This is a genomic window from Kribbella sp. NPDC043289 (assembly GCF_056436705.1).
In genome coordinates, this window is sequence record NZ_JBWKCB010000001.1 from 1,624,132 (window position 1) to 1,649,467 (window position 25,336).

At 69.7% G+C, this 25,336-nt stretch carries 26 protein-coding genes; 11 read left to right on the forward strand and 15 right to left on the reverse strand.

The window, feature by feature from the left end:
- Positions 1-18: 18 nt before the first annotated feature.
- From AC0662_RS07665 to AC0662_RS07675, 3 genes are read right to left on the reverse strand one after another with little or no spacing between them, the layout of a single operon-like run.
- Complete coding sequence (locus tag AC0662_RS07665; protein WP_452196494.1) at positions 19-1,209, reverse strand: RNA polymerase sigma factor; 1,191 nt, start codon at positions 1,207-1,209, stop codon at positions 19-21.
- Position 1,210: 1 nt separating this feature from the next.
- On the reverse strand, positions 1,211-1,555 hold the full coding sequence (locus AC0662_RS07670) for a YciI family protein (protein ID WP_452196495.1): 345 nt from the start codon (positions 1,553-1,555) through the stop codon (positions 1,211-1,213).
- Positions 1,556-1,582: 27 nt separating this feature from the next.
- Positions 1,583-1,981: a VOC family protein gene (locus tag AC0662_RS07675; protein WP_478299219.1), complete on the reverse strand. Its 399-nt coding sequence runs from the start codon at positions 1,979-1,981 to the stop codon at positions 1,583-1,585.
- 88 nt (positions 1,982-2,069) lie between these two features.
- Between AC0662_RS07675 and AC0662_RS07680 the strand changes: the two genes are divergently transcribed.
- Positions 2,070-2,708 carry a class I SAM-dependent methyltransferase gene (locus AC0662_RS07680; protein ID WP_478299221.1) on the forward strand — a complete coding sequence of 213 codons (639 nt, stop codon included), beginning with the start codon at positions 2,070-2,072 and terminating at the stop codon, positions 2,706-2,708.
- A gap of 6 nt (positions 2,709-2,714) precedes the next feature.
- Here AC0662_RS07680 and AC0662_RS07685 read toward each other — a convergent pair whose 3' ends face one another.
- The 3 genes from AC0662_RS07685 to AC0662_RS07695 form a co-directional block, all read right to left on the reverse strand.
- The gene (locus AC0662_RS07685) at positions 2,715-3,212 is read right to left on the reverse strand and encodes a hypothetical protein (protein WP_478299223.1); all 498 of its coding nucleotides are present in this window, start codon (positions 3,210-3,212) and stop codon (positions 2,715-2,717) included.
- 68 nt (positions 3,213-3,280) lie between these two features.
- Positions 3,281-3,913, reverse strand: a complete 633-nt coding sequence (locus tag AC0662_RS07690) for a response regulator (protein ID WP_478299225.1) — start codon at positions 3,911-3,913, stop codon at positions 3,281-3,283.
- Positions 3,910-5,229 carry a sensor histidine kinase gene (locus AC0662_RS07695; protein WP_452196500.1) on the reverse strand — a complete coding sequence of 440 codons (1,320 nt, stop codon included), beginning with the start codon at positions 5,227-5,229 and terminating at the stop codon, positions 3,910-3,912. The genes AC0662_RS07690 and AC0662_RS07695 overlap by 4 nt, the downstream gene beginning before the upstream one ends.
- 105 nt (positions 5,230-5,334) lie before the next feature.
- On the opposite strand from AC0662_RS07695, the gene AC0662_RS07700 reads away from it, so the two are divergent.
- Complete coding sequence (locus tag AC0662_RS07700) at positions 5,335-7,008, forward strand: ABC transporter ATP-binding protein (protein ID WP_452196501.1); 1,674 nt, start codon at positions 5,335-5,337, stop codon at positions 7,006-7,008.
- A 188-nt stretch (positions 7,009-7,196) separates the two neighbouring features.
- On the opposite strand, the gene AC0662_RS07705 is transcribed toward AC0662_RS07700, so the two are convergent.
- Positions 7,197-7,637 carry a YybH family protein gene (locus tag AC0662_RS07705; RefSeq protein WP_478299227.1) on the reverse strand — a complete coding sequence of 147 codons (441 nt, stop codon included), beginning with the start codon at positions 7,635-7,637 and terminating at the stop codon, positions 7,197-7,199.
- A gap of 71 nt (positions 7,638-7,708) precedes the next feature.
- Here AC0662_RS07705 and sigJ point away from each other — a divergent pair, with 71 nt between their 5' ends.
- On the forward strand, positions 7,709-8,635 hold the full coding sequence (gene sigJ / locus AC0662_RS07710; RefSeq protein ID WP_478299229.1) for an RNA polymerase sigma factor SigJ: 927 nt from the start codon (positions 7,709-7,711) through the stop codon (positions 8,633-8,635).
- Here sigJ and AC0662_RS07715 read toward each other — a convergent pair.
- Positions 8,598-9,833 carry an FAD-dependent oxidoreductase gene (locus tag AC0662_RS07715; RefSeq protein ID WP_452196504.1) on the reverse strand — a complete coding sequence of 412 codons (1,236 nt, stop codon included), beginning with the start codon at positions 9,831-9,833 and terminating at the stop codon, positions 8,598-8,600. The two genes, sigJ and AC0662_RS07715, sit on opposite strands and share 38 nt — an antisense overlap.
- Positions 9,830-10,696 carry an AurF N-oxygenase family protein gene (locus AC0662_RS07720; RefSeq protein WP_452196505.1) on the reverse strand — a complete coding sequence of 289 codons (867 nt, stop codon included), beginning with the start codon at positions 10,694-10,696 and terminating at the stop codon, positions 9,830-9,832. The genes AC0662_RS07715 and AC0662_RS07720 overlap by 4 nt, the downstream gene beginning before the upstream one ends.
- A gap of 100 nt (positions 10,697-10,796) precedes the next feature.
- Between AC0662_RS07720 and AC0662_RS07725 the strand changes: the two genes are divergently transcribed.
- Together AC0662_RS07725 and AC0662_RS07730 are read left to right on the forward strand one after the other, a co-directional pair.
- Positions 10,797-11,348, forward strand: a complete 552-nt coding sequence (locus AC0662_RS07725) for a Chromate resistance protein ChrB (RefSeq protein ID WP_452196506.1) — start codon at positions 10,797-10,799, stop codon at positions 11,346-11,348.
- A gap of 5 nt (positions 11,349-11,353) precedes the next feature.
- Positions 11,354-12,478: an MFS transporter gene (locus tag AC0662_RS07730; RefSeq protein WP_452196793.1), complete on the forward strand. Its 1,125-nt coding sequence runs from the start codon at positions 11,354-11,356 to the stop codon at positions 12,476-12,478.
- Here the strand turns inward: AC0662_RS07730 and AC0662_RS07735 are convergent.
- Positions 12,453-13,079: an SAM-dependent methyltransferase gene (locus AC0662_RS07735; RefSeq protein ID WP_452196507.1), complete on the reverse strand. Its 627-nt coding sequence runs from the start codon at positions 13,077-13,079 to the stop codon at positions 12,453-12,455. The genes AC0662_RS07730 and AC0662_RS07735 overlap by 26 nt on opposite strands.
- 154 nt (positions 13,080-13,233) lie before the next feature.
- Between AC0662_RS07735 and AC0662_RS07740 the strand changes: the two genes are divergently transcribed.
- Genes AC0662_RS07740 through AC0662_RS07755 form a run of 4 tightly spaced genes read left to right on the forward strand, consistent with a single transcriptional unit; the run spans position 13,234 to position 15,931 of the window.
- The gene (locus AC0662_RS07740; protein WP_452196508.1) at positions 13,234-14,142 is read left to right on the forward strand and encodes a DUF929 family protein; all 909 of its coding nucleotides are present in this window, start codon (positions 13,234-13,236) and stop codon (positions 14,140-14,142) included.
- A gap of 1 nt (position 14,143) precedes the next feature.
- Entirely contained in the window at positions 14,144-14,623 is a 480-nt protein-coding gene (locus AC0662_RS07745; RefSeq protein WP_452196509.1) for a vitamin K epoxide reductase family protein, read from the forward strand.
- A 28-nt stretch (positions 14,624-14,651) separates the two neighbouring features.
- The gene (locus tag AC0662_RS07750; RefSeq protein ID WP_452196510.1) at positions 14,652-15,314 is read left to right on the forward strand and encodes a DUF6766 family protein; all 663 of its coding nucleotides are present in this window, start codon (positions 14,652-14,654) and stop codon (positions 15,312-15,314) included.
- Positions 15,314-15,931, forward strand: coding sequence for a UdgX family uracil-DNA binding protein (locus AC0662_RS07755; protein WP_452196511.1), 618 nt, complete (start codon positions 15,314-15,316; stop codon positions 15,929-15,931). Before AC0662_RS07750 ends, AC0662_RS07755 begins: the two co-directional genes overlap by 1 nt.
- On the opposite strand, the gene AC0662_RS07760 is transcribed toward AC0662_RS07755, so the two are convergent.
- The gene (locus tag AC0662_RS07760; RefSeq protein WP_452196512.1) at positions 15,894-18,290 is read right to left on the reverse strand and encodes a phosphoketolase family protein; all 2,397 of its coding nucleotides are present in this window, start codon (positions 18,288-18,290) and stop codon (positions 15,894-15,896) included. The two genes, AC0662_RS07755 and AC0662_RS07760, sit on opposite strands and share 38 nt — an antisense overlap.
- Positions 18,291-18,533: 243 nt before the next feature.
- Here AC0662_RS07760 and AC0662_RS07765 point away from each other — a divergent pair, with 243 nt between their 5' ends.
- A complete protein-coding gene (locus AC0662_RS07765) occupies positions 18,534-20,687 on the forward strand; it encodes a DEAD/DEAH box helicase (protein ID WP_478299233.1) in 2,154 nt (717 codons plus the stop codon).
- Here AC0662_RS07765 and AC0662_RS07770 read toward each other — a convergent pair.
- Both AC0662_RS07770 and AC0662_RS07775 read right to left on the reverse strand, forming a co-directional pair.
- Positions 20,679-21,293: a DUF1684 domain-containing protein gene (locus tag AC0662_RS07770; protein WP_452196514.1), complete on the reverse strand. Its 615-nt coding sequence runs from the start codon at positions 21,291-21,293 to the stop codon at positions 20,679-20,681. The genes AC0662_RS07765 and AC0662_RS07770 overlap by 9 nt on opposite strands.
- An 11-nt stretch (positions 21,294-21,304) precedes the next feature.
- The gene (locus AC0662_RS07775) at positions 21,305-21,964 is read right to left on the reverse strand and encodes a transglycosylase SLT domain-containing protein (protein ID WP_478299235.1); all 660 of its coding nucleotides are present in this window, start codon (positions 21,962-21,964) and stop codon (positions 21,305-21,307) included.
- 162 nt (positions 21,965-22,126) lie between these two features.
- On the opposite strand from AC0662_RS07775, the gene AC0662_RS07780 reads away from it, so the two are divergent.
- Entirely contained in the window at positions 22,127-22,828 is a 702-nt protein-coding gene (locus tag AC0662_RS07780) for a GAF and ANTAR domain-containing protein (protein WP_478299237.1), read from the forward strand.
- Here AC0662_RS07780 and AC0662_RS07785 read toward each other — a convergent pair.
- Together AC0662_RS07785 and AC0662_RS07790 are read right to left on the reverse strand one after the other, a co-directional pair.
- Complete coding sequence (locus tag AC0662_RS07785; protein ID WP_478299239.1) at positions 22,825-23,769, reverse strand: AraC family transcriptional regulator; 945 nt, start codon at positions 23,767-23,769, stop codon at positions 22,825-22,827. The genes AC0662_RS07780 and AC0662_RS07785 overlap by 4 nt on opposite strands.
- Before the next feature lie 94 nt (positions 23,770-23,863).
- Positions 23,864-25,273, reverse strand: coding sequence for an alkaline phosphatase (locus AC0662_RS07790; RefSeq protein WP_452196518.1), 1,410 nt, complete (start codon positions 25,271-25,273; stop codon positions 23,864-23,866).
- Positions 25,274-25,336: the final 63 nt, after the last annotated feature.

Consider the following 25,336-nt stretch of genomic DNA (forward strand, 5'->3'; position numbering starts at 1 on the left):
CCTTCGGCTCATCCTTGACTACTTGGCCAGGCGCTCGTGAAGCAGGTCCAGTTGCGCCGGGTTGGTGGTGAGCTCCGCGGCCCGCTCGTCGGCGGCATGCGCTTCGGCATCACGGCCGAGGTCGCGGAGGAACTGCGCCCGGGTGGCGTGGAACAGCGGATAGCTCTGCAGGTCGTCCAGCCGATCGAGCTCTTCGAGCGCCGGCGCCGTACCGCGTACGTACGACAGCGCGATCGCCCGGTGCAGACAGGTGACCGAGCTCGGTTGGACGGTCAGGAGCATGTCGTACAGCACGAGGATCTGCGGCCAGTCGGTCTCGCCCCAGGTGGGCGCCTCGCTGTGGCAAGCGGCGATCGCGGCCTGCAGCTGGTACGGCGCCGGCGCGTGGAAACGCCGCGCCGTCCGGGTGAGCAGCGCGGTCGCGTCGGCGATCGCGGCGTGGTCCCAGAGCGTGCGGTCCTGGTCCGCGAGCAGTACGAGGTGCGGTGTGAAGCGGGCCGCCGTACGGGCGCGGTGCAGGCGGATCAGGGCGAGCAGGCCGGCGACCTCGGGCTCGTTCGGGAGCAGGCCGTGCAGGAGCGCGGTCAGCCATTCGGCGTCGTCGACGAGGTCGCGGGAGTGCGCGCGTTCCGCCGTACTGGACAGGTAGCCCTCGTTGAAGAGCAGGTAGATGACCGTGAGTACTTCGGTGAGGCGCTCGGGCAGCTCGTCGTCGCGCGGGATCCGGTACGGGATGCCGGCGTCGGTGATCTTGCGTTTCGCCCGCGTGATGCGTTGCGCAACCGCGGACTCGGAGGCGAGGAACGCGGCAGCGATCTGCGCGGTCGTCAGTCCGCAGACCACGCGCAGGGTGAGCGCGACCTGAGCTTCCCGGGCGAGGGCCGGGTGGCAGCAGGTGAAGATCAACCGCAGCCGGTCGTCCACCGGCGGCTGCTCCAGTGGTTCGAGCAGAGCCAACTTGGCACGGTAGTTCTGCTGCCGCCGCAGTACGTCGAGACCGCGTCGCTTCGCGACCATGAAGAGCCACGCGTCCGGCCGCTCCGGGATCCCCTCGACCGGCCAGCGCTTGAGCGCGACCTCGACCGCGTCCTGGACCAGGTCCTCGGCGGCGGCGAAGTCGCCGAGCAACGAGACCAGGGCACCGGCCAACCGGCCCGCGTGGTCACGCACCACCCGGGCCAGCTCGTCCTGCGTCCTCACATCCGTCACATCACATCTCTTGGACCGGCCGGATCTCCACGACCGGGCAGCCCGGCCAGGTCTTCACCATCCGGAGCGCCTCGTCGAGGTCCTCCACGTCGATCTCGGTGAACCCGGACACCACTTCCTTGCCCTCGATGAACGGCCCGTCGGTGGTCAGCACCCCGCCGTCCAGCCGGACCGTGGTCGCGGACTCCGGACCCTGCAGCTTGTTGCCGCGGTTGGTGATCTTGTCGTTGTGATCGTCGAACCACTGGTAGATCCGCCGGTACGCCGCCTCCTTCTCGGCCGGCGCCTGCGCCGCGAACTCCTGCGCGAACTCCTCGGTCTCGATGAACATCAGCACGTACTTCACGGGTAAACCTCCTGGTGACAGTCTGGCTCAGGACGCGGGCAGGTTGGCGTAGAGATCGACACCGTTCCCGGACGGGTCGGCGACGGTCGCGTACCGCATCCCCCACGGCGCGTCGAACGGCTCCTGCAGGCTCTGGACGCCGGAGCTCACCAGCTGGGCGTACGTCGAGTCGACCGCCGCGCGACCGTCGTACTCGAAGGTGAGGAACGTCCGGCCGAGCTTCGGCGGGGTCCAGCCCGCGGTGCTCTGGCTGCGCATCTCCTCGGTGTCGAGCATCAGGTGCAGGCCGTTCGGCAGGTCGCAGCCGGCGTGGTTGTCCGGCATGTACGGGTCCGGGACGAACTCCAGGCCGAGGCGGCGGTAGAACTCGATCGCCGCGCCGAGGTCGGACACGACGATGTCGATCGCTTTCACTGTGGTTGGCACGGTGGGTACTCCTTGGTGGTCGAACTGCTGACACCTTGGAGACGATCGGCGCAGGCCCTGATCCGACACGTCTGAGAAACTGGGCCGCATGAATCGACCGGTGTTCGCCCGGATGTACGCGCGGGTCCGCCCGTCACTGGACGAGGTCGGCGCTGCCGATCACCGACGGCGGCTGCTCGCCGGGGTCGCCGGACAGGTCGTCGAGGTCGGCGCGGGCGACGGCGGCAACTTCGCGTACTACCCCGCCGCAGTCGAGCGAGTGCTGGCCGTCGAGCCCGAACCGTTCCTGCGCGCCACCGCCCAGCGCGCCGCGTCCACCGCACCGGTGCGAGTCGAGGTCGTCGAGGGTACGGCGGACCGCCTGCCCGCGGGTGATCAGTCGGCCGACGTCGTCGTGGTGTCGCTGGTGCTCTGCTCGGTGCCTGACCAGTCGGCCGCGCTGGCCGAGGCTCGGCGGGTGCTTCGGCCCGGTGGTGAGCTGCGGTTCTACGAGCACGTCGCGGCCGAGGACGGGAGTCGGCTGGCGAAGGTGCAGAAGGTGATGGACGCGACGGTGTGGCCGTGGTTCGTGGGCGGCTGTCACACGCATCGGGACACCGAGGGAGCGATCACCGCGGCGGGGTTCGAGATCGCGGAGCTGGATCAGTTCTCGTTCCCACCGGATCGGGCGACGCCGGCGAGCCCGCACATTCTCGGCCGGGCGGTCCGGCCGGTCAGTGCTAGTTAGTGGCGGCTAGTGATGGTTAGGCCCGTCGTCCGAGGATTTTCCGGACGTCCCGTCGCCTGAACCGTGCTTGCCCGAGGTCGACGTCGTGCCGGACGATGCCTTGCCCGAGGTCGACCTCGTGCTGGTTGGCGCCTTCGTGCGGTTCCCGCCTTTGTCGTCGCCTGGCTCGGCGGTCTTCGTCGCGCCGGGCGTACGCTTCCGGTCGCCGCCGTGATCGTCCGGCGTGGTGCGGGTCGGCGTCGGGGTGATCTGCTCGCTCTGCGGCGTGATCGTTTCGGGGGGTGGGAACCAGAGCGGTGCCGGCGAGTTGCCCGGCGTACCGGGGTCGAAGGCCGACCAGACGGCTGTCCCGCCCGCGACCAGCCCCGCGGCCGCGGCCAGTCCGAGGACGCCGGTGCCGACCCAGGCGAGGTAACGCCGCGAGCGGTGCGCCGGCTCGTCGGTCGCCTGCCCCGACTGCAGCACCACCGGGCGCCGACGCGGGTCTGCTGGCTTCTCGTCCATGGGTCGATCCTGGCCGAAGCGGCAGGCCCGGGACCATCGGACCTTGGTACTAGTACCTACTCAGCTATCTACTCGGCCCGCCGCTGCCGCTGGGACCAGAGGGCAGCCTGGGTGCGGTCGGTGACGCCGAGCCGCTGGTAGATGTTGGTGAGATGCGCCTTCACCGTGCGCTCGCTGATCCCGAGCCGCCGGGCGATCGTCTTGTTCGGCAGACCGGACCCGACCATGTCGAGGACCTCCTGCTCCCGGTCGGTCAGCTTCGTGTCCGGACCGGGCGACCGCCGATTCGTCAGCAGCACCCGCGCCGCCTTGGGGTCCAGCGGTGAACCACCCGACACGATCTCCCGGATCCCCGCCAGGATCACCTCGGGCTCACTGTGCTTCAACAGGTAGCCCTCGGCGCCCGCCTGGAGCGCGTCCAGGATCCGCGTCTGATCGCTGAACGAGGTCAGCACCAGCACATGCGCGTCCGGATTCGCGGTCACGATCCGCTCGGTCGCCGTGATCCCGTCCGTCTCCGGCATCGACAGGTCCATCAGTACGACGTCCGGCGCGAGGTCAGCCGCCATCGTGGCCGCCTCGGCGCCGTCACCGGCCGCGCCGACGAGCTCGATGTCGTCCGCCGTACCCAGCAACTGGGACAGGCCGGTCCGGACGATCGCGTGGTCGTCGGCAATCAGCACCCGGATCACCCGGCTCACACTGGCACCTCGGCTTCCACCCGTGTCCCTTGGCCGGGAGCGGCCCGGACGGTCAGTGTGCCACCCGACTCGGCGAGCAGGTCGCCGATCGAGCGTAGCCCGAGGTGCCCGTCGCTGCTGCGTTCCCCGAGCCGCGACTCGTCGAACCCGCGCCCGTCGTCGTCCACCACGAGCACCGCGCGACCGTCCTCACGGCCCGCCTTGATCAGCACCTCCCGCGCCCCACTGTGCGCGGCGACATTGCGTACGACTTCCTGCGCCGTACGGAACAACAACGCCGCGGCAGCCGTCGGCAACGACTCCGCCCCGTCGGTCTCCAGCCGGACCTGTACGCCGGTCCGCTCCAGCCCGGCCGCCAACTCGGCCAACGCCGACGCCAGCCCTTCCTCGGCCAGGTTCGGCGGATAGATGTCCACCAGCAACGATCGCAGCGACCCGATGCTGCCCCGCAATCGCGAGGCACTGTCGGCGATCAACTCCGCCCGTTGTCCCTCGGTGGGCTGCCCCAGCCGCATGGCGTCCAGCGCGTAGTTCAACCCGGTCAGCTCCTGGACGACACCGTCGTGCAGCTCGCCCGCGATGCGCCGGCGTTCGGCGTCCGACGCGTCCACGGCGTGCTGCAGCAACCGCTCACGGTCCCGCTGCTGTCGCTGAACCCGCCGCGCCAGCGACCACGCGAACGGGATCTGCACCAGCTCCAGCACCAGCAACGCCCCGAGCGACGGCGGTGCGAACCGCTGCCACGCCGCCTGTCCCGCTTCGGTCACCGCCCGATATTCGAAGTACGCCTCGAACAGCATCGGCTGACCGTTGCTCGCGCGAACGCCGACGTACACCTCGAGGAGTTTCTGGTACGGGATCTCGAATTGGTTCTCGGGTCGGCTCAGGTCGCTGACCTCGGACGCGCTGCTGCCCTGCCGTTGCAAGGCCGCCTGCTCCTCGGCGCCGAGCGGGAACTGGCGGCCGATCAGTCGCGGCTCGTCGGAGTACACGATCTTCCCGTCGGCGTTCCACACCTTCACGCGGACCAGCGAACCCTGCAACACGTACTTCCGCATCGCCTCGTCGAACGACCGCAGCGCGGCCGGCTGACCGGCGACCACGGCGGCGTCCAGGCGCGGCTCGACCACGCCGCGGGCGGTCACGTACGTCACCTGGCGCGCGGACTCGGTCGCCTGCTCGACACCCGCCTGGCGGGCCACGAACGCGATCAAGGCCGCGAGTGAGAGCAGCACGATCAGGCCGGCGGCGGTGAAGCGCACCAGCAGCCCGACCGTCGAGATCGGGCCGCGGTCGGCGCGTCGAAGTCTCCCCATGGCAGGGATCGTAGGGTGCGCGCACCGGTCGGCGGCAGCCCGACAACGGTCGTAGTACCAAGGTGCACTACCGGAGCCGACCAACCGGCGGCGAGCGTTGGCGGCATGAAACTTCCGCTGTCGCTCGCCGTCGCCGGGCCCGCCGCACGAGCAGAGCTCCCCGCTCTCGCCACCGCGGCCGGCCTCGTCGTCGTCCGAGTCGGCGCGGTCCTCCTCCGCCCCTGGCCCCTCGCCCTGGCCGTCGACCATGCCTTCAGCCAGGAACCAACAGTTGATCCGCTGCTGGTACTCGCACTCGCGGCGGCTGCGAGCGTGTTGCTCTCGGCGATTGTCGGGCTACTCGACATGGCCAGCCTGCGGTCGGTCGAAGGGGCCGCCGAGCGGATCGGCGCCTCGCTGCGCGCCACCATGTTCCAGCGCACGATGACCCGCTCCCTGCGCTGGCACGACCGGATGCGCAGCGGCGAGCTCGTCACCAGGCTCACCACCGACGTCGGCCGCCTCCTCGACGCCGTGGTCGCGGTCACCACGTCCTTCCTCCCCGACGCGGTCATGCTCGCCGGCGTACTCGCCCTGCTCGTCGCGTTCGACCCGCAGCTGGCGCTCATCGGACTCACGGTCGCCCCCATCCTCGCCGTACTGGCGGTCCGCCAGCGCCGACGGATCCGCGCCGCGCAGCAGGACGCCCGGACCGAGGCCGGACGGTTGGCGGGAGCAACCACCGACCTGCTCCGCAACGTCCGCGCCGTCCAGGCGTTCGGCCGGATCGACCGCGCCGCCGCGATCTTCGGCACCCGCAACCGCGCCGTCCTCGACGTCGAGCTCCGCGCCATCGACGTCGACGCCCGCTGGACCCCGATGGCCGACGTCGTCCTCGCGGTCGGTGCCGCGCTCGTCCTGGTCGTCGGCGGCCGTCACGTCCTCACCGGAGCGCTGAGCGTCGGCGGCCTCCTCGTCGTACTGGCCTATCTCCGAGACCTCTACTCCCCCGTCCGCGGCCTCACTCGGCTGTCCGTCGTACTCGCCAAGGCCGGTGCCAGTGCCGTCCGAGTTCGCGACGTACTCGACTGCGACGAAGCCGTCCAGGACCGTTACGACGCCCGCCCGGCACCACGTCTCCGCTCCGGGATCCGCTTCGAGCGCGTGTCCTTCGGCTACGAACCCGGCCGCCCGGTCCTCGACCGTTTCGTCCTCGACGTCGCAGCCGGCGAGACCGTCTGTCTGCTCGGCCCGAGCGGCATCGGCAAGAGTACGGCGCTGCACCTCCTGCTCCGCCTGTACGACGTGGACGCCGGCCGGATCCTGATCGACGGCGTCGACCTCCGCGACTGCGACCAGCACAGCCTCCGCGACCGCTTCGCCTTCGTCCCGCAGGACCCGTGGCTGCTGGACGCGACCGTCGCCGAGAACATTGCGTTCGGCAACCAGAACGCGACCCGCGGTGGTGTCGTCGCCGCCGGCCGGGCCGCTCTGGTCGACGAGTTCGCGGACCGCTTGCCCTTCGGGTACGACACTCCGCTCGGCGAGGGCGGCGTACGGCTCTCCGGCGGTCAGCGTCGCCGGGTCGCGCTGGCCCGGGCCGCGGTCTCGTCCGCGCCGATGGTGCTGCTCGACGAGCCGACCGCCTCCCTCGACCCGGTCTCCGCGGCCGCCGTCATCGAGGCCATCCGGACCACCACCGCGCAGCGCACGGTGCTGATGGTCACCCACGATCGCGACCTGGCGGCGATCGCCGACCGGGTCGTCACGCTCGACCACGCACTCACCGGAAGGAGGTGAATTCCATGAAGCTCCAGGACACCCTGAGGATCAAGCCGGTCCTGCACCACGGCGGACGGTCCGGCAGCCGGTCGCGTTCGCGCAGCCGCAGCCGCAGCCGTTCCCGCAGCCGCTCGCGCGGCTGAACCCGCTGCTGATCCCCCAGCCTGCCGCCGGTGGTCGACCACCGGCGGCAGGCTCATGCCGGCTCAGGGGGTGAGGTCCATCGCAGCGCGGCCGTCCGGGAAGTGGGTGGGGACGGATACCTGGTCGTGGACGATCATCCAGTGGCCGTCGACCTTCTGCCACGCGGCGGTCCAGCGGAGCCAGTAGTCGATCTTCCCGCCGGTGGCGAGCGCGGAGTTCATGTGATTCACGGCGTACACGACCGCCAACTCTCCGTCGACGAGCACCGTCAGATCGCGGACTTCGTACTCCAGCGGGAGCTCGAAGGCGGTGAAGACGAGCTCCCAGTTCTCCATCTTCTTCGCGGCACCCAGGTGCCGGAGCGGCGGCTGGATGTCGAACGAGACGATGTTCGGCGCGAAGATCGTCCGCAAGGTCTCCAGGTCACCGGTCCGTACGGCGGTGACGAGTGCGTCGACCCGTTCCCGGATGTCGACTTCGGCGATTGCGTTCTGTGTGGTCATGATCGGTACGACGGAACACGCCGGCGAACTGTCAGATCTCACACTCGCGCAGGCTGTCTCGTCGTCCGGGTATGAACGAGGAGAGGACCGACATGACGGACCCGGGTCTGAGCGCGATCATGAGCGAGCGGCGGCAGCTGATCAACCTCGCCTACCGGCTGCTCGGCTCGCTCGCCGACGCGGAGGACGTGGTCCAGGAGACCTACGCCCGCTGGTACGCGATGACGCCCGCCGAGCAGTCGGCGATCGACAACCCGGCCGCGTGGCTGACCAAGGTCGCCAGCCGGATCTGCCTCGACCTGCTCCGTTCCGCCCGCGCCCGGCGCGAGCGGTACGTCGGCGAGTGGATCCCCGAGCCGCTCCCGGAGAGCACCGAGTGGCACAGCGGCCCGACCGGCTCGGGTGAGCTGGCCGACCCGGCCGACCGGGTGACGCTCGACGAATCGGTGAACATGGCGTTCCTGGTCGTTCTCGACGCGATGACGCCGGCCGAGCGGGTGGCGTTCATCCTGCACGACGTGTTCCGGTACCCGTTCCCGGAGGTCGCCGAGATCGTCGGCCGGACGCCGGCGGCCTGCCGTCAGCTCGCGTCCTCGGCGCGGCGCCGGATCCGGGACGCGGAATCGCCGACGCCGCCGTCCGCGCGGCGGGCCGAGCTCGTCCGCGAGTTCAAGGCCGCCTGGGAGGCGACGGACATCGCCGCGCTGGTCACGCTGCTCGACCCGGATGTGCTGGCGACCGCCGACGGTGGCGGCGTGGTGACCGCCGCGCTCGAGCCGGTGCGCGGTGGCACGCAGGTCGCCGAGTACTTCACCGGTCTGCCGGTGTTCAACCTCGGACGCCAGATCGTCGAGCGGACGGTCAACGGTCAGCCGGGCCTGGTGATCGAGTTCGAGGGTGTCGTCGAGACCGTGATCGCGTTCGACGTCGCCGGCGACCAGATCACCAAGATCTGGGCGATCAGGAACCCGGAGAAGCTGCACCCCTGGACGCACTGACCAGCGTCATCACGGTCTCCTGGGCGCAGGCCTTGTTCACGCCGATCCCGCCGCGCGCACCGCGTTTGATCCAGCCCGCCACGTAGTGGCCCGGCCGGTCGACGACGGCGCCGCGGACGTTCGGTACGACGCCCCGCTGCACGTCGAACGGCAACCCGTCGACCGGCTGCCCGACGAACCCGATCGCGCTGAACAAGTTGCCCGCCGCAATCGTCTCGCCGGTGTCCAGCGTCAGCCCGTCCGCACCCCACCCGGTCGGCCGCGCGTTGTACCGCAGCTCGACCCGGTCACCGGCGGCGTCCAGTAACTCCCGCAACGCCGACTCCGTGTACGCCGCTTCCTCGGGCCCGCGCCGTCCGAGCAGCACGACCTCCTTGATCCCGCGCGCACCGAGCGCCCGCCGTACCTCAGGCGTCACGTCCATGGCGCGCAGCCGCTCCTCGTCACTCAGGAGCAGGCGTGCCAGATCGAGCGCGACGTTCCCGTTGCCGACGACGACTGCTCGCGGACCGATCAGTTCGACGGGCAACGTCGTACCCGGTCGTCCGTTGTACCAGGCAACGAACTGCTCGGCGGTGCACTCGCCCTCGAAGCCGAGTCGGCGGCTCTCATAAGCGCCGACGGCGTGGATCACCGCGTCGTACCCCGTCATCTCGGAGGCCTCGGTGCGCGGGCGCCAGCGGACCCGCGGGTGCTGCACGATCCGCTCGAAGGTGGAGATGATCTGCTTGGTCCGCGGATGATCCGGCGCAACACCGAACCGCACCAGCCCGCCGACGTGGTCGAACCGGTCGACGAGCGTCACCTCGGCCGTGGTCCGCAGCAACAGTTCACGTGTCGCGTACATCCCGGCCGGTCCCGCGCCGACGACCAGCACGCGTCGCGGGCCGCCGCCCCAGGTCTCGTACGTCGTCGGCTCCCACGCGTCCAGATCGAACGCGTTCAGCGGCTCCCGATCAGCGAAGTACGCCGCGTTCCGCTCGACGTCCTCGGGCGCTGACTGGTCGGCGGGCTGCGCCGCGTCGACCGGGCAGATATCGGCGCACGCACCGCAGTCGATGCAGGTCCGCGGATCGATGAACAGGCTGGCACCGGTCCCGAACCCGGGCTCGCCCGGCGACGGGTGGATGCTGTTCATCGGGCAGACCGCGACGCAGCTCGCGTCCGAGCAGCACTCCCCCGAGATCGCGTAGCTCACAGCAGCCCGGTCCGCCGATACACGCGGGCCGCGGCCGGCGTCAGCAGGCCGACCTCCCGGAGGAAGTCCATCAGGTTCGCGCAGCTGGTTCGCAGCAGCGACCGGTGGTGCTCGTTGCGCCGCGCTTCACGGACCGCGCGGTCGGGGTCCAGGCCGACGTTCTTGTACACCTCACGGCCCACCATGCTGGACACGATCATGTCCGCCGCGATCGCGATCACCAGCGCGCTCACCCAGCGCCGGCCGCGCGACGCACCGGCCAGCCGCTCGCGCGTCTCCTCGCGGGCGAACACCATGTGCCGCGACTCCTCGACCACGTGGATGTGGTTCACGGTGCGCACCATCGGCTCGACCCGGCGGTCGCGCATCCAGTCGCGCTGCATCACGTCGAGCACTTCCTCGGCGACCAGAATCGCGGCGTACGCCGACTCACCCGTGGCGATCGTCTTGAACGCGCGACCCAGCTCACGCGCCAACAGCCGCGGCCGGTACGCCGGCTCCACCAGCTTCTCGGTCGCGCGGGCGAACATGATCGAGTGCCGGCACTCGTCGGCGATCTCGGTCAGCGCCCACTGGAACTCCGCGCTCCGGGCCGGCTTGTCGTACACGTCGCGGAGGATCAGCTGCTGCAGGATCAGCTCGAACCAGATCCCGGTGGTGGCCACCGACGCCGACTCGTGCCGGGTCAGCTCCCGCCGCTGCTCCTCGGACAGCTCGTCCCAGTACGGCGTCCCGTAGAGCGTGCTCCACTCCGGGGACAACCCGTACCCGTCGCCGACCGGCGCGTCCCAGTCGATCTCCGTCTCGGGATCCCGCGACAACCGGGTCGCGGATCCCAGCAACCGCTGCGCGGTCTGGTCCATCGCTCACCTCCGGCGATATGACATCGTCTATGTAACATAACTGATGTACCCAAAATCTGTCGAGATGCACATCTCTGTAACGCGCGCTACATTGAGCGCTGTGACGGATCGATGGCTGGTACTCCTCGTACGCATCCCGGCGGAACCCTCGCGGCATCGCGTGGCCGTGTGGCGCGAGCTCCGGAAGGCGGGCGCGCTGTCGCTCGGCCAAGGCGTCTGGGCGGTTCCGGAGCTCCCCGTCTTCGAGGCCGCGGTGCAGCGGACGACCGAGCTGGTCGCCCGTGCCGAGGGCGAGGTGACGATGCTCGAGGCGGCCGGCAAGGACGCCGCCGACGGCGCTCGCCTGCGCGGCCTGTACGACGAGGCGCGGCGCGCGGACTGGACCGAGTTCCTCGCCGACTGCACGAAGTTCGAGGCCGAGATCGCCAAGGAGATCCGGATCGAGAAGTTCACCCTCGCCGAGCTCGAGGAGGAGGAACAGAGTCTCGAACGCCTCCGCCGCTGGCACCGCGACCTGACCAGCCGCGACGTCTTCGGTACGCCGCAAGCCGCCGAGTCGACCGCCCGGCTCAAGGACTGCGCCGCCCGCTGCGAGGAGTACGCCGAACTCGTGTTCCGCGCACTGCACCAACTCCCGGGAGAAGCGCAGTGAAGACGATGTGGCCGCTCTACGCGGCAGGCTTCACCACGGCCTTCGGCGCGCACGCGATTGCGGCGAATCTCGGCGGCTCGTCGTCCGACGCCGTCACCTCACTGCTCACCCTCGGCTTCCTGCTCGCGTTGTACGACGGCGCCGAGGTGCTGCTCAAGCCTGTGTTCGGCACGATCGCGGACCGGGTCGGCGCGCGGCCGGTGCTGCTCTTCGGACTGGTCGGCTTCGCCGTTGCCTCCAGCACCTATGTGATCGCGGACCGGCCCGGCTGGTTGTGGGTAGCGCGACTCGGTCAGGGCGCGGCGGCCTCGGCCTTCTCCCCCGCCGCGTCGGCGATGGTCGCCCGGTTGAACCCGGCGGCGAAGCACGGCCGGGCCTTCGGGAGCTACGGGTTCTACAAGAGCCTCGGGTACACGGCCGGTCCGTTGCTCGGTGGCGCGTTGGTGTGGCTCGGTGGATTCCGGCTGCTGTTCGGTGTGATGACTGTTCTTGCCATCGGTGTCGCGGTCTGGGCGCTGATCGTCGTACCCGTGGTGCCGCCGTTGCCGAAGACTCGACAGACGGTGTTGGATCTCGCGAAGCGGATCACGGATCCGGTGTTCTTGCGGCCGACCGCAGCGCTGGCGGCAGCGACTGCCGCGTTGTCGGTCGGGGTCGGGTTCCTGCCGGTCACCGGCGCTTCGGACGGGCTCGGGACCATCGCCACCGGGGCAGCGGTCTCGTTGCTTGCCGCGACGGCAGCGATCGTGCAGCCCCGGACCGGGCGCGCGCTCGACGCGGGCAAGTTGTCGTTGCAGAAAGGAATCGCACTCGGGCTTGGCCTCGCCGCGGCCGGCTTCGTCTGCGCGGCCCTGCCGGGTGTGGTGTTCCTGTTGATCGCGGCCGCGTTGATCGGGGCGGGAACCGGCGTCATCACGCCGCTCGGCTTCGCGGCGCTGGCGTCGAGTACGCCGCCCGAGCGGCTCGGGCAGACGATGGGCACCGCGGAACTCGGGCGTGAGCTCGGCGACGCGGGCGGTCCGATCCTGGTCGCTGCGGTCGCGACGATCGCCGTACTGGAAGTCGGTTACCTGGCGCTCGCCGGACTGCTGCTGCTCGGGCTGTTCATACTCCGCCCGGCACGAAACTGAACAGGCTCTGACCCTTCACCAGCGGCTGCGGTACGCCGGTGAAACGGTGCACGCCGACGCCGAACCCGGTGTCGGCGTCCGACAGCCACACCTGCTCGAACCCGCGCGCCTCGAACCACTCACAGATCGTCGGCACCAGATCGGGCTCCCCGCGGTGGCGGGTCCAGATCACCGTGGCGCCGGTCCGGCAGAACTGCGGAGCCGAGTCGATGGTGCGCCGGATGTCGTCGGCGTTGATGTTGCCGAAGATCCCGCAGAGCAGGACCAGTTCGGCCGGCACCAGGCCGTCGTAGTGATCGGTCAGCGAGGCGTCGCCGGTCACCACGTCGACGTACTCCAGGCCCGCCGCTCGTTCGCGGGCGGACGCTGCGAGATCAGGATCCAGCTCGACGAGCCGCGCCCGTACCTCGGCACCCCGCGGATGAGCAGACAGTACGTCGAGAAGGTCGCGCCCCTGCCCCGCACACAGGCTGACCACTGGGACCGGACCCGCCGGCGCGCGATCGAGCGCCATCCGGATCTGCTCCTGCACGGCCTCCAACCGCCGCGACAACGCCGACTCGGGATCCTCGTACGCCTGATGCCACGCGCGCCAGTCCATGTCAGGAAACATTAGGCCGCCCGAAGCTCAACCGCTGACCTCCTTTCGGCGCCCGCTGTGCGGATCTGTAATCTCACGGTGACAGACAGGCAGGAACTTCTGGGACCGATGCATAGTTGTCCTTGAGGGACCTGGGGGCGAGTGGAGGAGAGTCATGGCACGGCGCGTCGAACAGAAGGCTGCGGCCCGTGAGCGCATCGCGGCGCAGCTGGCGGCTCAGCAGCAGGCGGAGCGCCGACGACGCCTCCTGCTCGCGGTCGGCGCCGTCGTGCTGGTGGTGGTGATCGTCGGCGGGCTGATCACGATCCGGCTGGCCGGCGGCGGGAAGAAGACCGCGACCGGCGCGTCCGGTTCCGCCGACGCCGGTCTCGTCACCGCGCTCTCCTCGATCCCGGACTCGACGTTCGCCGCGGTCGGCACCGAGGGCGTCCAGGCCACGCCGTCCGCGATCACCGCGCCGCCGCTGACCGCCGACGGCAAGCCGAAGGTGCTCTACATCGGCGCCGAGTTCTGCCCGTACTGCGCCGCCGAGCGCTGGCCGGTCTCGGTCGCGCTGTCCCGGTTCGGCACCTTCAGCAACCTCGGGACGACGCACTCGTCCGGGAGCGACGTCTTCCCGAACACGGCGACGCTGTCGTTCCACGGAGCGACGTACACGAGTCAGTACGTCGCGTTCACGGGTGTCGAGACGACGACCAACGAGCAGGTCGGGAACGGGTACAAGCCGCTCGACACACCGACGGCCGAGGACCAGAAGACGTTCGACACGTACAACAAGCCGCCGTACGTCTCGAGTGACGGGTCGATCCCGTTCGTGGATCTCGGCGGGAAGTACGTGTCCTCCGGGGCGACGTACAGTCCGCAGGTCCTGGCCGGGAAGTCGCAGACCGAGATCGCGAACGCGCTCAAGGACCCGTCGAGCCCGATCGCGAAGGCCGTGATCGCCTCCGCGAACGTCTACACCGCCGCGATCTGCAAGATGACGAACAACCAGCCCGCCAAGGTCTGCTCGACCGAGGCCATCACCGCCGCGGCCTCGAAGCTCGGCACCGGGAAGAGCTGACGTGAGCGACACGGCACAACGGTCCTCCCAGACCTCGTCCACCGGTCTGGGAGTCATCCCGTGGGCGACCCTGCTGGTGTCACTGGCCGGCGTCGCGGTCGCGGCGTACCTGACGTATGAGCACTTCACCGCGGGTACGACGCTCGCGTGCCCGGATACCGGCGTGGTCAACTGCGCCAAGGTCACCAGCAGCCAGTACTCCAAGCTGTTCGGCATCCCGGTCGCGCTCCTCGGGCTCGCGTTCTTCGTCGGCATGACCGCGCTGTCGCTCCCCCCGATGTGGCGCACCTCGTCCCCCTGGCCGGGCCGCCTACGCCTGGCCGGCGTCCTCGCCGGCGTCGTCTTCGTCTGCTACCTGATCTGGGCCGAGCTCTTCCAGATCGACGCCATCTGCCTGTGGTGCACCGTCGTCCACGCCCTCACCCTCGTCCTCTTCGCCTTGGTCATCATCCGCCAGGCACTGATCCCACCCACGTCATGAATTAGCCCCGGGCGGGTACCGGACCGGTATGCGATGGCTGAGACTCCGGGGGCTGCTGCTCGCGAACCTCGTCTTGTTCCTGGGGTTCCTGATCGGGCTCATGTTCGTGGGTCACGCCCAGCAGAACGCCGAGCTCACCTCTCACGGCCGGGCCGCGGAGAGCCTGACGCAGTACCTGGGCTCGTCGTCGTTCGGCGAAGCGGTCTTCGAGAACTGGGAGTCCGAGTTCCTGCAGATGTTCATGTACGTCCTGCTCACGGCGTACCTCGTGCAGAAAGGCTCCGCCGAGTCGCGCCCCCTCGACGAGCCGGCACCGCAAGACGCGGATCCCCGCGACCACCGCGCCGACCGCGACGCACCCTGGCCGGTACGACGTGGTTCCGCAGTAGTCCTGAAGCTGTACGAGAACTCGCTGGCGATCGCCTTCGGGCTCGCGTTCCTGCTGTCCATCTGGTTGCACGCGGCCACCGGCGCGGCGGCGTACAGCCAGGACCAGGAGTTGCACGGGGGCGGTGCGGTGACGACCTGGCAGTACCTCGGGACTTCGCAGTTCTGGTACGAGTCGCTGCAGAACTGGCAGAGTGAGTTCCTAGCGGTGGCGGCGATCATCGGTGGGTCGGTCTACCTGCGGCAGCGACGGTCGGCGCAGTCGAAGCCGGTGCATGCGGCGCACTCCGAAACGGGTGGGTGATGAACAAGTACGCCGGGGCTGAGGAGTGGGTACCGCGGGACGGTGGGATGCGGAAGGTCCGCGCCGTCATCGGGGATTGTCGCGGGTGCGACCTGTGGGAGGACGCCGAGCAGGCGGTGCCGGGTGAAGGGCCGGTGCGGGCGCGGATGATGCTCGTCGGCGAGACGCCTGGGGATCACGAGGACAAGGAAGGGCACGTCTTCGTGGGGCCGGCCGGGCACCTGCTGGACAAGGCGCTCGTGGAGGCGGGGATCGAGCGGTCGGAGGTCTATCTGACCAACGCCGTGAAGCACTTCCGGTTCGAGCGGGACGGGAAGCGGCGGATCCACAAGACCCCGGCCGCCGGGCAGATCGTTGCCTGCTCCCCCTGGTTGCATCGCGAACTGGAGATCGTGAAGCCGGACGTCGTGGTGGTGATGGGCGCGGTCGCCGCGCGGGCATTGCTGGGTACGAGCTTCCGGGTCACGCAGCACCGCGGTGAACGCGTCGAGCTCGCGGACGGGCGCGCGGCCGTCGCGACGGTGCACCCATCGGCCGTCGTACGGTCTCAGGAGTTCCGTCGCGACCTCGAGCGGTTCGTCACAGACCTCCGAGGTGCGGCCGCGCTTCTCGAGTAGCCCAGCGCCACTCGCGGACCTCTGGGAGGTCCTCGCCGTACCGCGTCACGTACGTGTGATGACGGGTGCGCTGGTCGGCGAGGTACTGCCGAGTCGTCACCGCGCGCGAGCCGAGGGACGGCACCCGGTCGATCACGTCCATCGCGAGGTGGTAGCGATCGAGGTTGTTGCGGACGGTCATGTCGAACGGCGTGGTCGTCGTACCTTCCTCGATGTAGCCGCGGACGTGCAGGTTGGCGTGCCCGTGCCGGCGGTAGGTGAGGCGATGGATCAGCCACGGGTAACCGTGGTACGCGAAGATCACCGGCTTGTCCGTGGTGAACAGCGCGTCGTACTCCGCGTCCGGCAACCCGTGCGGATGGTCGGTCGGGTCCTGCAACCGCATCAGGTCGACAACGTTCACGACCCGGATCCGCAGCTCCGGCAACTGCTCGCGAAGCAGGTCGACCGCCGCGAGCGTCTCCAGCGTCGGCACGTCGCCCGCGCACGCCATCACCACATCGGGTTCGCCCTCGTCGTTGCTGGCGAAGTCCCAGACGCCGACGCCCCGCGCACAGTGCAGCGCGGCCTCGTCCCAGCTCAGCCAGTTCGGCTGCGGTTGCTTGCCGGCGACAACGACATTGATGTAGTTCCGGGTCCGCAGGCAGTGGTCCATCGTGGACAGCAGCGTGTTCGTGTCCGGCGGCAGATAGACGCGGACGACCTCCGCCTTCTTGTTCACCACGTGGTCGATGAACCCGGGATCCTGATGCGAGAACCCGTTGTGGTCCTGACGCCACACATGCGACGTGAGCAGGTAGTTCAGCGACGGCACCGGACGCCGCCACTCGAGCCGGTTGATCGTCTTCAGCCACTTCGCGTGCTGGTTCACCATCGAGTCGACGATGTGCACGAACGCCTCGTACGACGAGAACAGCCCGTGTCGCCCGGTCAGCAGATAACCCTCCAGCCACCCCTGACAGGTGTGCTCGCTGAGGATCTCCAGCACCCGGCCGTCGGCCGCGAGGTGGTTGTCGCCGTCCCGCCGCTCGGCCAGCCACCGCTTGCCCGTCTCCTCGTACACCGCCCCGAGCCGGTTCGACTCGGTCTCGTCCGGGCCGAAGAGCCGCAGATTGTCCGGGTTCCGCCGGAACGCGTCCCGCAGGAACGCCCCGAACACCTTCGTCGGCTCCCCGTCGTCCGCCCCCGGCACAGCCACCGGTACGGCGTACTCCTCGACCGCGGGCAACTCGAGATCCCGGCTCAGCACCCCGCCGTTCGCGTGCGGACTCGCTCCCATCCGACGTGCCGGATCGGGGACCAACTCCGTCAGGCCGGCGACCGGACGCCCGTCGTCGTCGAACAGGTCCTCCGGACGGTAGCTGCGGAGCCAGGACTCCAGTTGGTGCAGATGGTCCTGGTTCGTCCGCACGCCGGACAGCGGGACCTGATGCGACCGCCAGGTGTCCTCGACCTGCTGGCCGTCCACGGTGTGCGGACCGGTCCAGCCCTTCGGGGTGCGCAGCACGATCATCGGCCACGCCGGCCGCTCCGGCGTACCCGCCGCCGACCGGGCCTCGCGCTGGATCTCGTCGATCCGGTCGAAGCAGGTGTCCAGCGTCGCCGCGATCGCCTGATGAACCGTCGCCGGGTCCGAGCCTTCGACCAGGTGCGGCTCGTACCCGTATCCGCGCATCAGCGCCGACAGCTCCTCGTCCCCGATCCGCGCGAGTGCCGCCGGGTTCGCGATCTTGTACCCGTTCAGGTGCAGGATCGGCAGGACGGCGCCGTCGCGCGCCGGGTTCAAGAACTTGTTCGAGTGCCAGGACGCCGCGAGCGGTCCCGTCTCTGCCTCGCCGTCGCCCACCACACAGGCCACCACGAGGTCCGGGTTGTCCGCGGCGGCGCCGTACGCGTGACTCAGCGAGTACCCGAGCTCGCCACCCTCGTTGATCGACCCCGGCACGTCTGCCGCGACGTGACTCGGTACGCCGCCCGGGAACGAGAACTGTTTGAACAGCCGCCCCATCCCCAGCTCGTCCTGTGTCGTGTTCGGGTACGCCGCCGTCCAGCTGCCCTCGAGCCAGGTGTTCGCCACCAAGGCCGGCCCGCCGTGCCCGGGCCCGGTCACGAACAGCACGTCGCGGTCACGCTGCCGGATCACCCGGTTGAGGTGCGCGTAGATGAGGTTCAGCCCCGGCGTCGTACCCCAGTGCCCGAGCAGTCGCGGCTTGACGTGCTCCGGTCGCAGCGGCTCCCGGAGCAGTGGATTGGCGAGCAGATAGATCTGCCCGACGGACAGGTAATTGGCGGCCCGCCAGTACGCGTCGAGGGCCTGCAACTCGTCGTCACCCAGCGGTTTTCCGTCGATCTGCTCCACTGTCGACCCCTCGCGATGTGGGGAGCTTTCCGGTGCGCCGACCCTGGTACCCGATCCCGGTCTGCAACATTCAGGCTAGTGCGGGTAGAGTTGCTTCTCGATCGCGCACACAGGAGCGGTGCATTCTGAGCCGTGTTCCTGGGGGACCCTCTGGACGGCTCCGCGCGGCGTTTCGCCGGCGGGTCGGTTCTCGTGCGGTCTGGCATTCCGCCATGGCTCGGCCGTGGCACGACACAGGAGGAAATGTTGGCCCGACGAGGTCAGCGCCAGCCCGGCGCTACCCGTTCCGCACCCCGTCGCAAGCGGCGCGTCCGCGACGGTGAGTCAGACGGTCTGATCCAGGTCCTCGCACAGGCCGTGCGCGAGGTCGAGTCCGCGGTTACCCGGGGCGCGACCAAGCCGTCGACCCGGACGAAGTTCCAGATCGTCGCCCTGCTGGTCCGCGAGGAGCGGGCCCGGGTGAACGCGGCCGAGTCCGCCACCGAGGCGTACCGCACCGAGCAGCTTCGGAGGCTGGACGGGATCGCCACGATCCTGGCCAAGACCGCCGCGCTCGAGCCGTCGCTGCTCGGTCTGCTGGCCGAGGACGCGGTGATCTCCGAAGCGGCTGCCGCGCTCAAGCGGCAGATGCTCGAGGACGCCGGCCTGGAGGCCCCCGAGGAGCCGGAGCCGGTGCAACCGGTCGCTCCCCAGGACACGCAGACTCGCCGGGTGGTGCCGCAGGCGGTGGTCTCACGGCAGCTCGCGAACCCGTTCCTCGCCCCGGACTTCTCGGCCCCGCCGTCCCGGCCGGCCCGCCCCGGGCGGCTGGCGGGCTGGGAGCTGATCGGCCCGCTGTTGCGCTCCTTCGAGCAGGCGGCCGCCTCGGCGAGCATGAGCCTGCCCGACCCGACCTCGCTCCGGCTGACCGGTGGGATCGACGCGCTCCGCCTCCGCGGCCTGGAGTTGATGCCGCACCAGGCCGGCCTGGTCGCGGCCGCCGCCGACGGTCACCGGACGTTCCTGCTCGCCGATGAGCCCGGCCTCGGCAAGACCGCCCAGGCGCTGCTCGCCGCGCAGGCCGCCGAGGCCTACCCGCTGCTCGCCGTCGTCCCGAACGTCGTGAAGACGAACTGGGCCCGCGAGGCCGGCCTCTGGACGCCCCGCCGTACGCCGACTGTGATCCACGGTGACGGGGACTCGATCGACGGGTTCGCGGACATCGTCGTGGTGAACTACGAGGTGCTCGACCGGCACGTCGGCTGGCTCGGCGACCTCGGCTTCCGCGGCATGGTGGTGGACGAGGCGCACTTCATCAAGAACAAGAAGTCGCAGCGGTCCCGCAACGTGCTCGAGCTGGCCAACCGGCTCCGGACCCGGACCGCCCGGCCGCTGCTGATGGCCCTCACCGGTACGCCGCTGATCAACTCGATCGAGGACTTCACCGCGATCTGGGAGTTCCTCGGCTGGGTCGACGAGAAGTCGCCGCGGTCCGAGCTGATGGAGAAGCTCGACGCGACCGAACTGACCCCGGCCGACCCGGGCTTCGCGGCCGCCGCGCGGGCCAGCGTGATCGACATGGGCATCGTCCGCCGCCGCAAGGTGGACGTCGCCGCGGACATCCCGGCCCGCCGGATCGCCGACCTGCCGGTCGAGCTGGACGGCGCCGTCGGCCGCTCGATCCGGGCCGCCGAGCGCGAGCTCGCCGATCGGCTGGTGGCGCGCTACCAGACCGCTCTGGAGACCCGCCGCTCCGGCGTCACGGTCGAGGGTGTCGACCACGACCTGGTTCGTCAGGTGGCGAGCTGGGAGCGGGCCGAGATGGCCGCCAAGAAGACCGGCGACAACGTGTTCAGTCTGTTCCGCCGGATCGGTCAGGCGAAGGCCGGACTGGCCGCGGACTACGCGGCGCAGCTCGCGCAGAACGTCGGCAAGGTGGTGTTCTTCGCCCGGCACATCGAGGTGATGGACACCGCCGAGGAACTGTTCGCCGAGCGCGGCATCCAGTACTCGTCGATCCGCGGCGACCAGACCGCGAGGACCCGGCAGAAGAACATCGATGCCTTCGTCAAGGATCCCGACGTGTCGATCGCGGTCTGCTCGCTGCTCACCGCGGGCGTCGGCCTGAACCTCCAGGTCGCGTCGAACGTCGTGCTCGCCGAGCTGTCCTGGACGAACGCCGAGCAGACCCAGGCGATCGACCGGGTGCACCGGATCGGTCAGGACGAGCCGGTCACCGCGTGGCGGATCATCGCCGCGCAGACCATCGACACGCGGATCGCCGACCTGATCGACGCCAAGGCCGGCCTGGCCGCGATGGCCCTCGACGGCTCCGACGAAGAGGTCGGCTCCTCGGCCGACTTCCAGCTCGAGGCGCTGATCGCCCTGCTCACCCAGGCGCTGGAGCCCTCAGCCTGACAGCTCGCCCACCGGCAACTCGACACCGACGGTGTTGGTTGCCGGTGCGAGCGGGCAGGTCCAGTCCGGGCTGTACGCGCACGATGCGTTGTAGGTGAAGTTCAGGTCGACGACGAGGTGACCTGCGCGCAGGTCGCCACCGAGGTCGGCACCCTTGACCGTATCGATCAGATAGCGACCACCGCCGTACGTCGACTTGCCGGCCAGCGCGTCCTTCACCGGGACGAACAGCCCACCGCCGTACGACTCGAGCCACCACACGTCGAGGTCCCCCACCGCGGGCAGGTGCAGTACGCCGACCCGCGAGAACGGGATCACCCCGTCGGTGGCCGACACGAACTCCCACTCGAACGGCTCGACGTCGGCGTCGATCTCCGCGTCGAACCGCAGCTCCGGCCGGTACGGCGCGACCCGCGCACCGGCGTACGCCGAGCGGTCCTCGGGTGGGACCGGTGATGCGGGGTGGTTGGTCAGCAGGTCGTCGCGGCCCGCTCGCCACAGCTCGTGGGCGACGGCCGGATCGGACTCGTCCCGGACGGACCGGTAGAGCGCGAACACCTGCCGCCGCCAGTCGGCCACGGCCAGCGCGGGTGCCCTGAATTCCACGGTGTCTCCTGTCAGCTCTTGATCGCCTCGCCGGACTTCGCCCAGTTGCGGTGCAGGCGGTCGAGGTACGACGACGCCTGCGGACCGGCCTTCCGGCCGCGGGCGAAGATCCGCATGTTCCCGCCACCGGCGTTGTAGCCGAGGGCAAGCAATTCGTCCTTCGTGTAGAGGTCGGCGCGCTTGCTCGGGATGCGCTTCGCCAGGTCGTGCAGGTGCCAGGCCGCGGCCTCGATCGCCAGCGCGGGGTTGTCCGGCAGCTCGTCCCACCTGCGCTTGGCGAAGTCCCGGCCGCGTTTCGTCTCGTCGAACGCCGCCTCGTGCATGTTCGCGATCCCGAACGCCGGGTCCGAGTCGACCTCGGCCCACTGCCGCTCGAACTTCGGGTCGTGCGGCTTGTAGTCCTCGTTGTACAGGATCGCCATCAGCAGCTGCGGGTTGATCCCGGCCGCCTTGGCGTAGCGGCGTACCTGCGGCGCGAAGTGTGCCGGGTCGTAGTCGTCGTACCAGGGCTTCGCGCTCGTCTTGGTGGGTGATGGCTTCGCCACAGGTGGTGGTGAGGTCTTCGGCACCGCGGCCGGCTTGGTGGTCTCGGACTCGTCCGAGCAGGCTGCCCAGCCGCCGACCAGGAGCACTCCCACGGCCACCCATGACCAGCGCTTCGGCACCTGCACCTCTCCAACTTATCCGTAGGACGAACACCGGCCTGTCCGCAGAACGCCAATTCTGCGGCAATAGGCCGGATTCGCGCGTGCGCCCCACACCGTCGACGCATGATTAGCACCACGGCGGCCCGACGGCGGGCACTTCCGCCGCCAGGCTGCCAGGAGAAAGAGATGACCTTGATCGACCCGGTGAACGACACCGATGCGTCGGCCTTCGCGCGGCTCGCGGTCGAGCTGCACGACGCACCCGGGATCGAGGAGACCCTGGACGCGGTCGTCCAGTTCGCACTCCAGGCGCTGAACTGCACGTACGCCGGTGTCGTCTTCTCCAGCCGTGGCTCGCGGACGGAGATCGCGGCCGTGACGGATCCGGTGGTCGCGGAGGTGTACGAGCTGCAGCTCAGCAGCCAGGACGGTCCGCTCGTCACGTCCCTGCGTCTCGGATCGCCGGTCCTGATCCGCGACACCGGCACCGACGACCGCTGGCCGCTCTGGGCCTCCAAAGTCGCCGCACTGGGCGTGCGGAGCGTCCTCGACGTACCGCTGGTGACCGGTCAGGAGCAGTACCGGACGGTCGGCGTGCTCGGGCTCTACAGTCCGCTCCCGGACGCGTTCACGGCCGACGACGAGGCGGTGGCGCACATCCTCGCCCGGCACGCTTCGGTCGCACTCGCGTCCGCGAAGCACGAGGCGACGCTGGCGCAGGCGGTCGACGCGCGGAAGCTCGTCGGTCAGGCGATGGGCATCCTGATGGAGCGCTTCGACGTCGACGCCGACCGCGCGTTCGCGATCCTGAAGCGGTACTCGCAGGACACCAACACGAAGCTGCGGGACGTCGCCCAGCAGCTCATCGACACCCGGAAGCTGCCCTAACGATCCAGCGTCGCACTCGGCAGCTCGCCGTAGACGTCGTGGTACGCCGCGGACATCCGCCCGTGATGGTGGAAGCCCCAGCGGGCCGCGACGCCGGCGACGGTGCACTCCGCCGGGTCGGCAGCGAGCAGGTCGGCCCGCACCTGTTCCAGCCGGAGGCGCCGCAGGTACGCGAGGGGCGACGTACCGAGGTGTCGCTGGAACGCAGTCTGCACGGCGCGCACGGAGACTCCGGCGAAGGTTGCGATGTCCGAGACGTCGATGGCTTTGTCCAGATTCGACTCGATGAATGCCACAGCGCGCTTGATCGTCGCCGGGCGGGCATCCCGGCTGTCCGCTCTGTGGTCAGGCGTCGCAGTATTTGGAAATGCCTCCAGCACACTGGCGGCGAGCAAATGCGAGACCGACGCGACCAGCAATGGTGACGACTGGACGGCGGGATTCGGCAGCACGTGGTCGCCCAGATAGGCGATCGTCCGGGACAGGTGCCGCGCCGCCTCCCGCGAGCGCGGCCGGTGCGCGACCAGCCGGACCGGCGCGGTGTCCCGGCGGTTGACGCCGGCCACCCGAGTCAGCAGGGACTCGTCGAACATCGTGATCGTGTACGCCGACCTGCGCACCGTCCCGGCGTACGGCTTGTCCGGCGGGGCGAAGTACGCGAGGTCCCCTGGGTGGAACTCGTCCCGCCAGCCGTCGGTCGCGTGGTCGCCGATGCTCCCGGAGTGGACCTCGCACAGGCAGATCTTGCCGAGCGGATTCGCGTCGTAGCTCATCTCGAAACCGATCTCGATCCGGTCGATGCTGATCGACTCGGCGGCCGCCCGCGAGATCCGCGCCCGGACGTCTTTCGGCGTACCGCCGATCTGCATTTTCGTGTACGCCCGGTTCAGGAATTCCTCGGTCCGCCCCAGGTCCCGGCTTTCGAAGATCACCGACTCCATGGGCACATCTTGGCACTGCCGCCGGCGGATTTCACGACAATGCGCGTGGCCCCCGGTTCGCGTGAACCGGGGGCCACTCAAGGTAGCCGGCCGACTACTTCCCCTGCAGGACGTCGAACAGGTGGGTGTGGTCGTTGGTGCCGAGGACGGCGTCCGCTCCCGGGCCGTTGGCCCAGACCGGAACGACCGCGCCGGTGTGCTGCTGGCTCGGACCGGCCGCGACCGGAGCCTTGCCGTCGCCTCCGAAGCCGGCGGTGCCGTAAGTCAGCGTCAGGGTCTGACCGTCCTTCGTGGTCAGGTTCGTCGAGTAGCCGGTCGGCAGACCGGTGCCGGAGGCGTCCTCGCCGACGATCTGGCTGGTGTGCGAGTGGTCGGCGGTGACGACGATCAGCGTGTCCGGGTGCGTCTTCTGGTAGTCGAACGCGACACCGATCGCCTTGTCGAAGTTCACCGTCTCACCGATCTGGCCGCAGGCGTTGGTGGCGTGGTCCTGCTTGTCGATCGAGGCGCCCTCGACCTGCAGGAAGAAGCCCTTCTTGTTCTCCAGCAGGCCGATCGCCTTCGAGGTCATGTCGGCGAGGCTCGGCTCGGTCGACGGACGCTGGTTCTCCTGGCAGGACTGCGGCGCAGCACCCTTGCCGAGGGCCGCGGACGGGCCGCTCCACTCCAGCGACATGTTGCTCTTGTTGAACAGGCCGAGCACCGGCTTGTCACCCTTGACCGACTTCAGTCCGGCCGCGTCGGTGACGTACTGGATGCCGTTCGCCTTGGCCTGGTCGACCACCGTCTTGCCGGCGTACGGGCCGCCGGTGATCTGCTGCTCGAACCGCGCCCGGCCACCACCGAGCAGTACGTCGACCTTGTGGTCCACCTCCTGCTCCGCGATCGAGCCGAGACCGCCGGCCGCCTTGGTCTCCTTCGCGCAGTTGGCCATGTCGGCCGGGCCCTGGCAGCCGCGCAGCGACATGTGCGAGGCGAGCACCGCCGGGGTCGCGTCGGTGATCTCCGCGGTGGAGACGTCGCCGACCTTCAGGCCGCGCTTCTGCGCCAGCTCGAGCACGGTCTGGTAGTTCGTACCCGGGACGTTCTCGGCGCTGCTCGGGCCCTGCGAGATCCGCTCGTCGATCGTCTTCTTGCCGGTCGCCCAGCTCGAGCCGGTCGACGCCGAGTCCGGGTCGTAGTCCGGCAGGTACGGCGCCTTCGCGGCCGGCTTCACCGACCACGTGGTGTCGAACCCGGTGTAGCGGGCCCGGTCCACGTTCAGCTTGTTCCGGACACCCTGGTAGTACCGGGCGGCGGTGATCTCCTGGGTCCCCATCCCGTCACCGAGGAAGAAGATCACGTTCTTCGGGCCGCGCTGCGGCTGGTGGGCGGCGGCGTCCGCGGCCGCGTCGCCGGCCTGGGCCGTGCTGAACGCTCCGCTGGCGGCGGCCGAGGCCATCCCCGCCGCAGCGATCACCGTGGTCGCGGCGAGCGCGGCGACAAAAGCCTTTTTCCTGATCATTACGGGCCTTTCTGGTCGGTCAAAACATCGGGAACGTATGCGTCTCCCCCGGACTCCAGGTGA

Coding starts and splice junctions, on each gene's coding strand:
- AC0662_RS07780 (WP_478299237.1), top strand. CDS start 22,127: ATGACCTTGATCGACCCGGTGAACGACACCGATGCGTCGGCCTTCGCG.
- AC0662_RS07685 (WP_478299223.1), bottom strand. CDS start 3,212: ATGGACGAGAAGCCAGCAGACCCGCGTCGGCGCCCGGTGGTGCTGCAG.
- AC0662_RS07720 (WP_452196505.1), bottom strand. CDS start 10,696: ATGGACCAGACCGCGCAGCGGTTGCTGGGATCCGCGACCCGGTTGTCG.
- AC0662_RS07680 (WP_478299221.1), top strand. CDS start 2,070: ATGAATCGACCGGTGTTCGCCCGGATGTACGCGCGGGTCCGCCCGTCA.
- AC0662_RS07740 (WP_452196508.1), top strand. CDS start 13,234: ATGGCACGGCGCGTCGAACAGAAGGCTGCGGCCCGTGAGCGCATCGCG.
- AC0662_RS07790 (WP_452196518.1), bottom strand. CDS start 25,273: ATGATCAGGAAAAAGGCTTTTGTCGCCGCGCTCGCCGCGACCACGGTG.
- AC0662_RS07735 (WP_452196507.1), bottom strand. CDS start 13,079: ATGGACTGGCGCGCGTGGCATCAGGCGTACGAGGATCCCGAGTCGGCG.
- AC0662_RS07695 (WP_452196500.1), bottom strand. CDS start 5,229: ATGGGGAGACTTCGACGCGCCGACCGCGGCCCGATCTCGACGGTCGGG.
- AC0662_RS07755 (WP_452196511.1), top strand. CDS start 15,314: ATGAACAAGTACGCCGGGGCTGAGGAGTGGGTACCGCGGGACGGTGGG.
- AC0662_RS07765 (WP_478299233.1), top strand. CDS start 18,534: ATGTTGGCCCGACGAGGTCAGCGCCAGCCCGGCGCTACCCGTTCCGCA.
- AC0662_RS07750 (WP_452196510.1), top strand. CDS start 14,652: ATGCGATGGCTGAGACTCCGGGGGCTGCTGCTCGCGAACCTCGTCTTG.
- AC0662_RS07785 (WP_478299239.1), bottom strand. CDS start 23,769: ATGGAGTCGGTGATCTTCGAAAGCCGGGACCTGGGGCGGACCGAGGAA.
- AC0662_RS07700 (WP_452196501.1), top strand. CDS start 5,335: ATGAAACTTCCGCTGTCGCTCGCCGTCGCCGGGCCCGCCGCACGAGCA.
- AC0662_RS07730 (WP_452196793.1), top strand. CDS start 11,354: ATGTGGCCGCTCTACGCGGCAGGCTTCACCACGGCCTTCGGCGCGCAC.
- sigJ (WP_478299229.1), top strand. CDS start 7,709: ATGAACGAGGAGAGGACCGACATGACGGACCCGGGTCTGAGCGCGATC.
- AC0662_RS07705 (WP_478299227.1), bottom strand. CDS start 7,637: ATGACCACACAGAACGCAATCGCCGAAGTCGACATCCGGGAACGGGTC.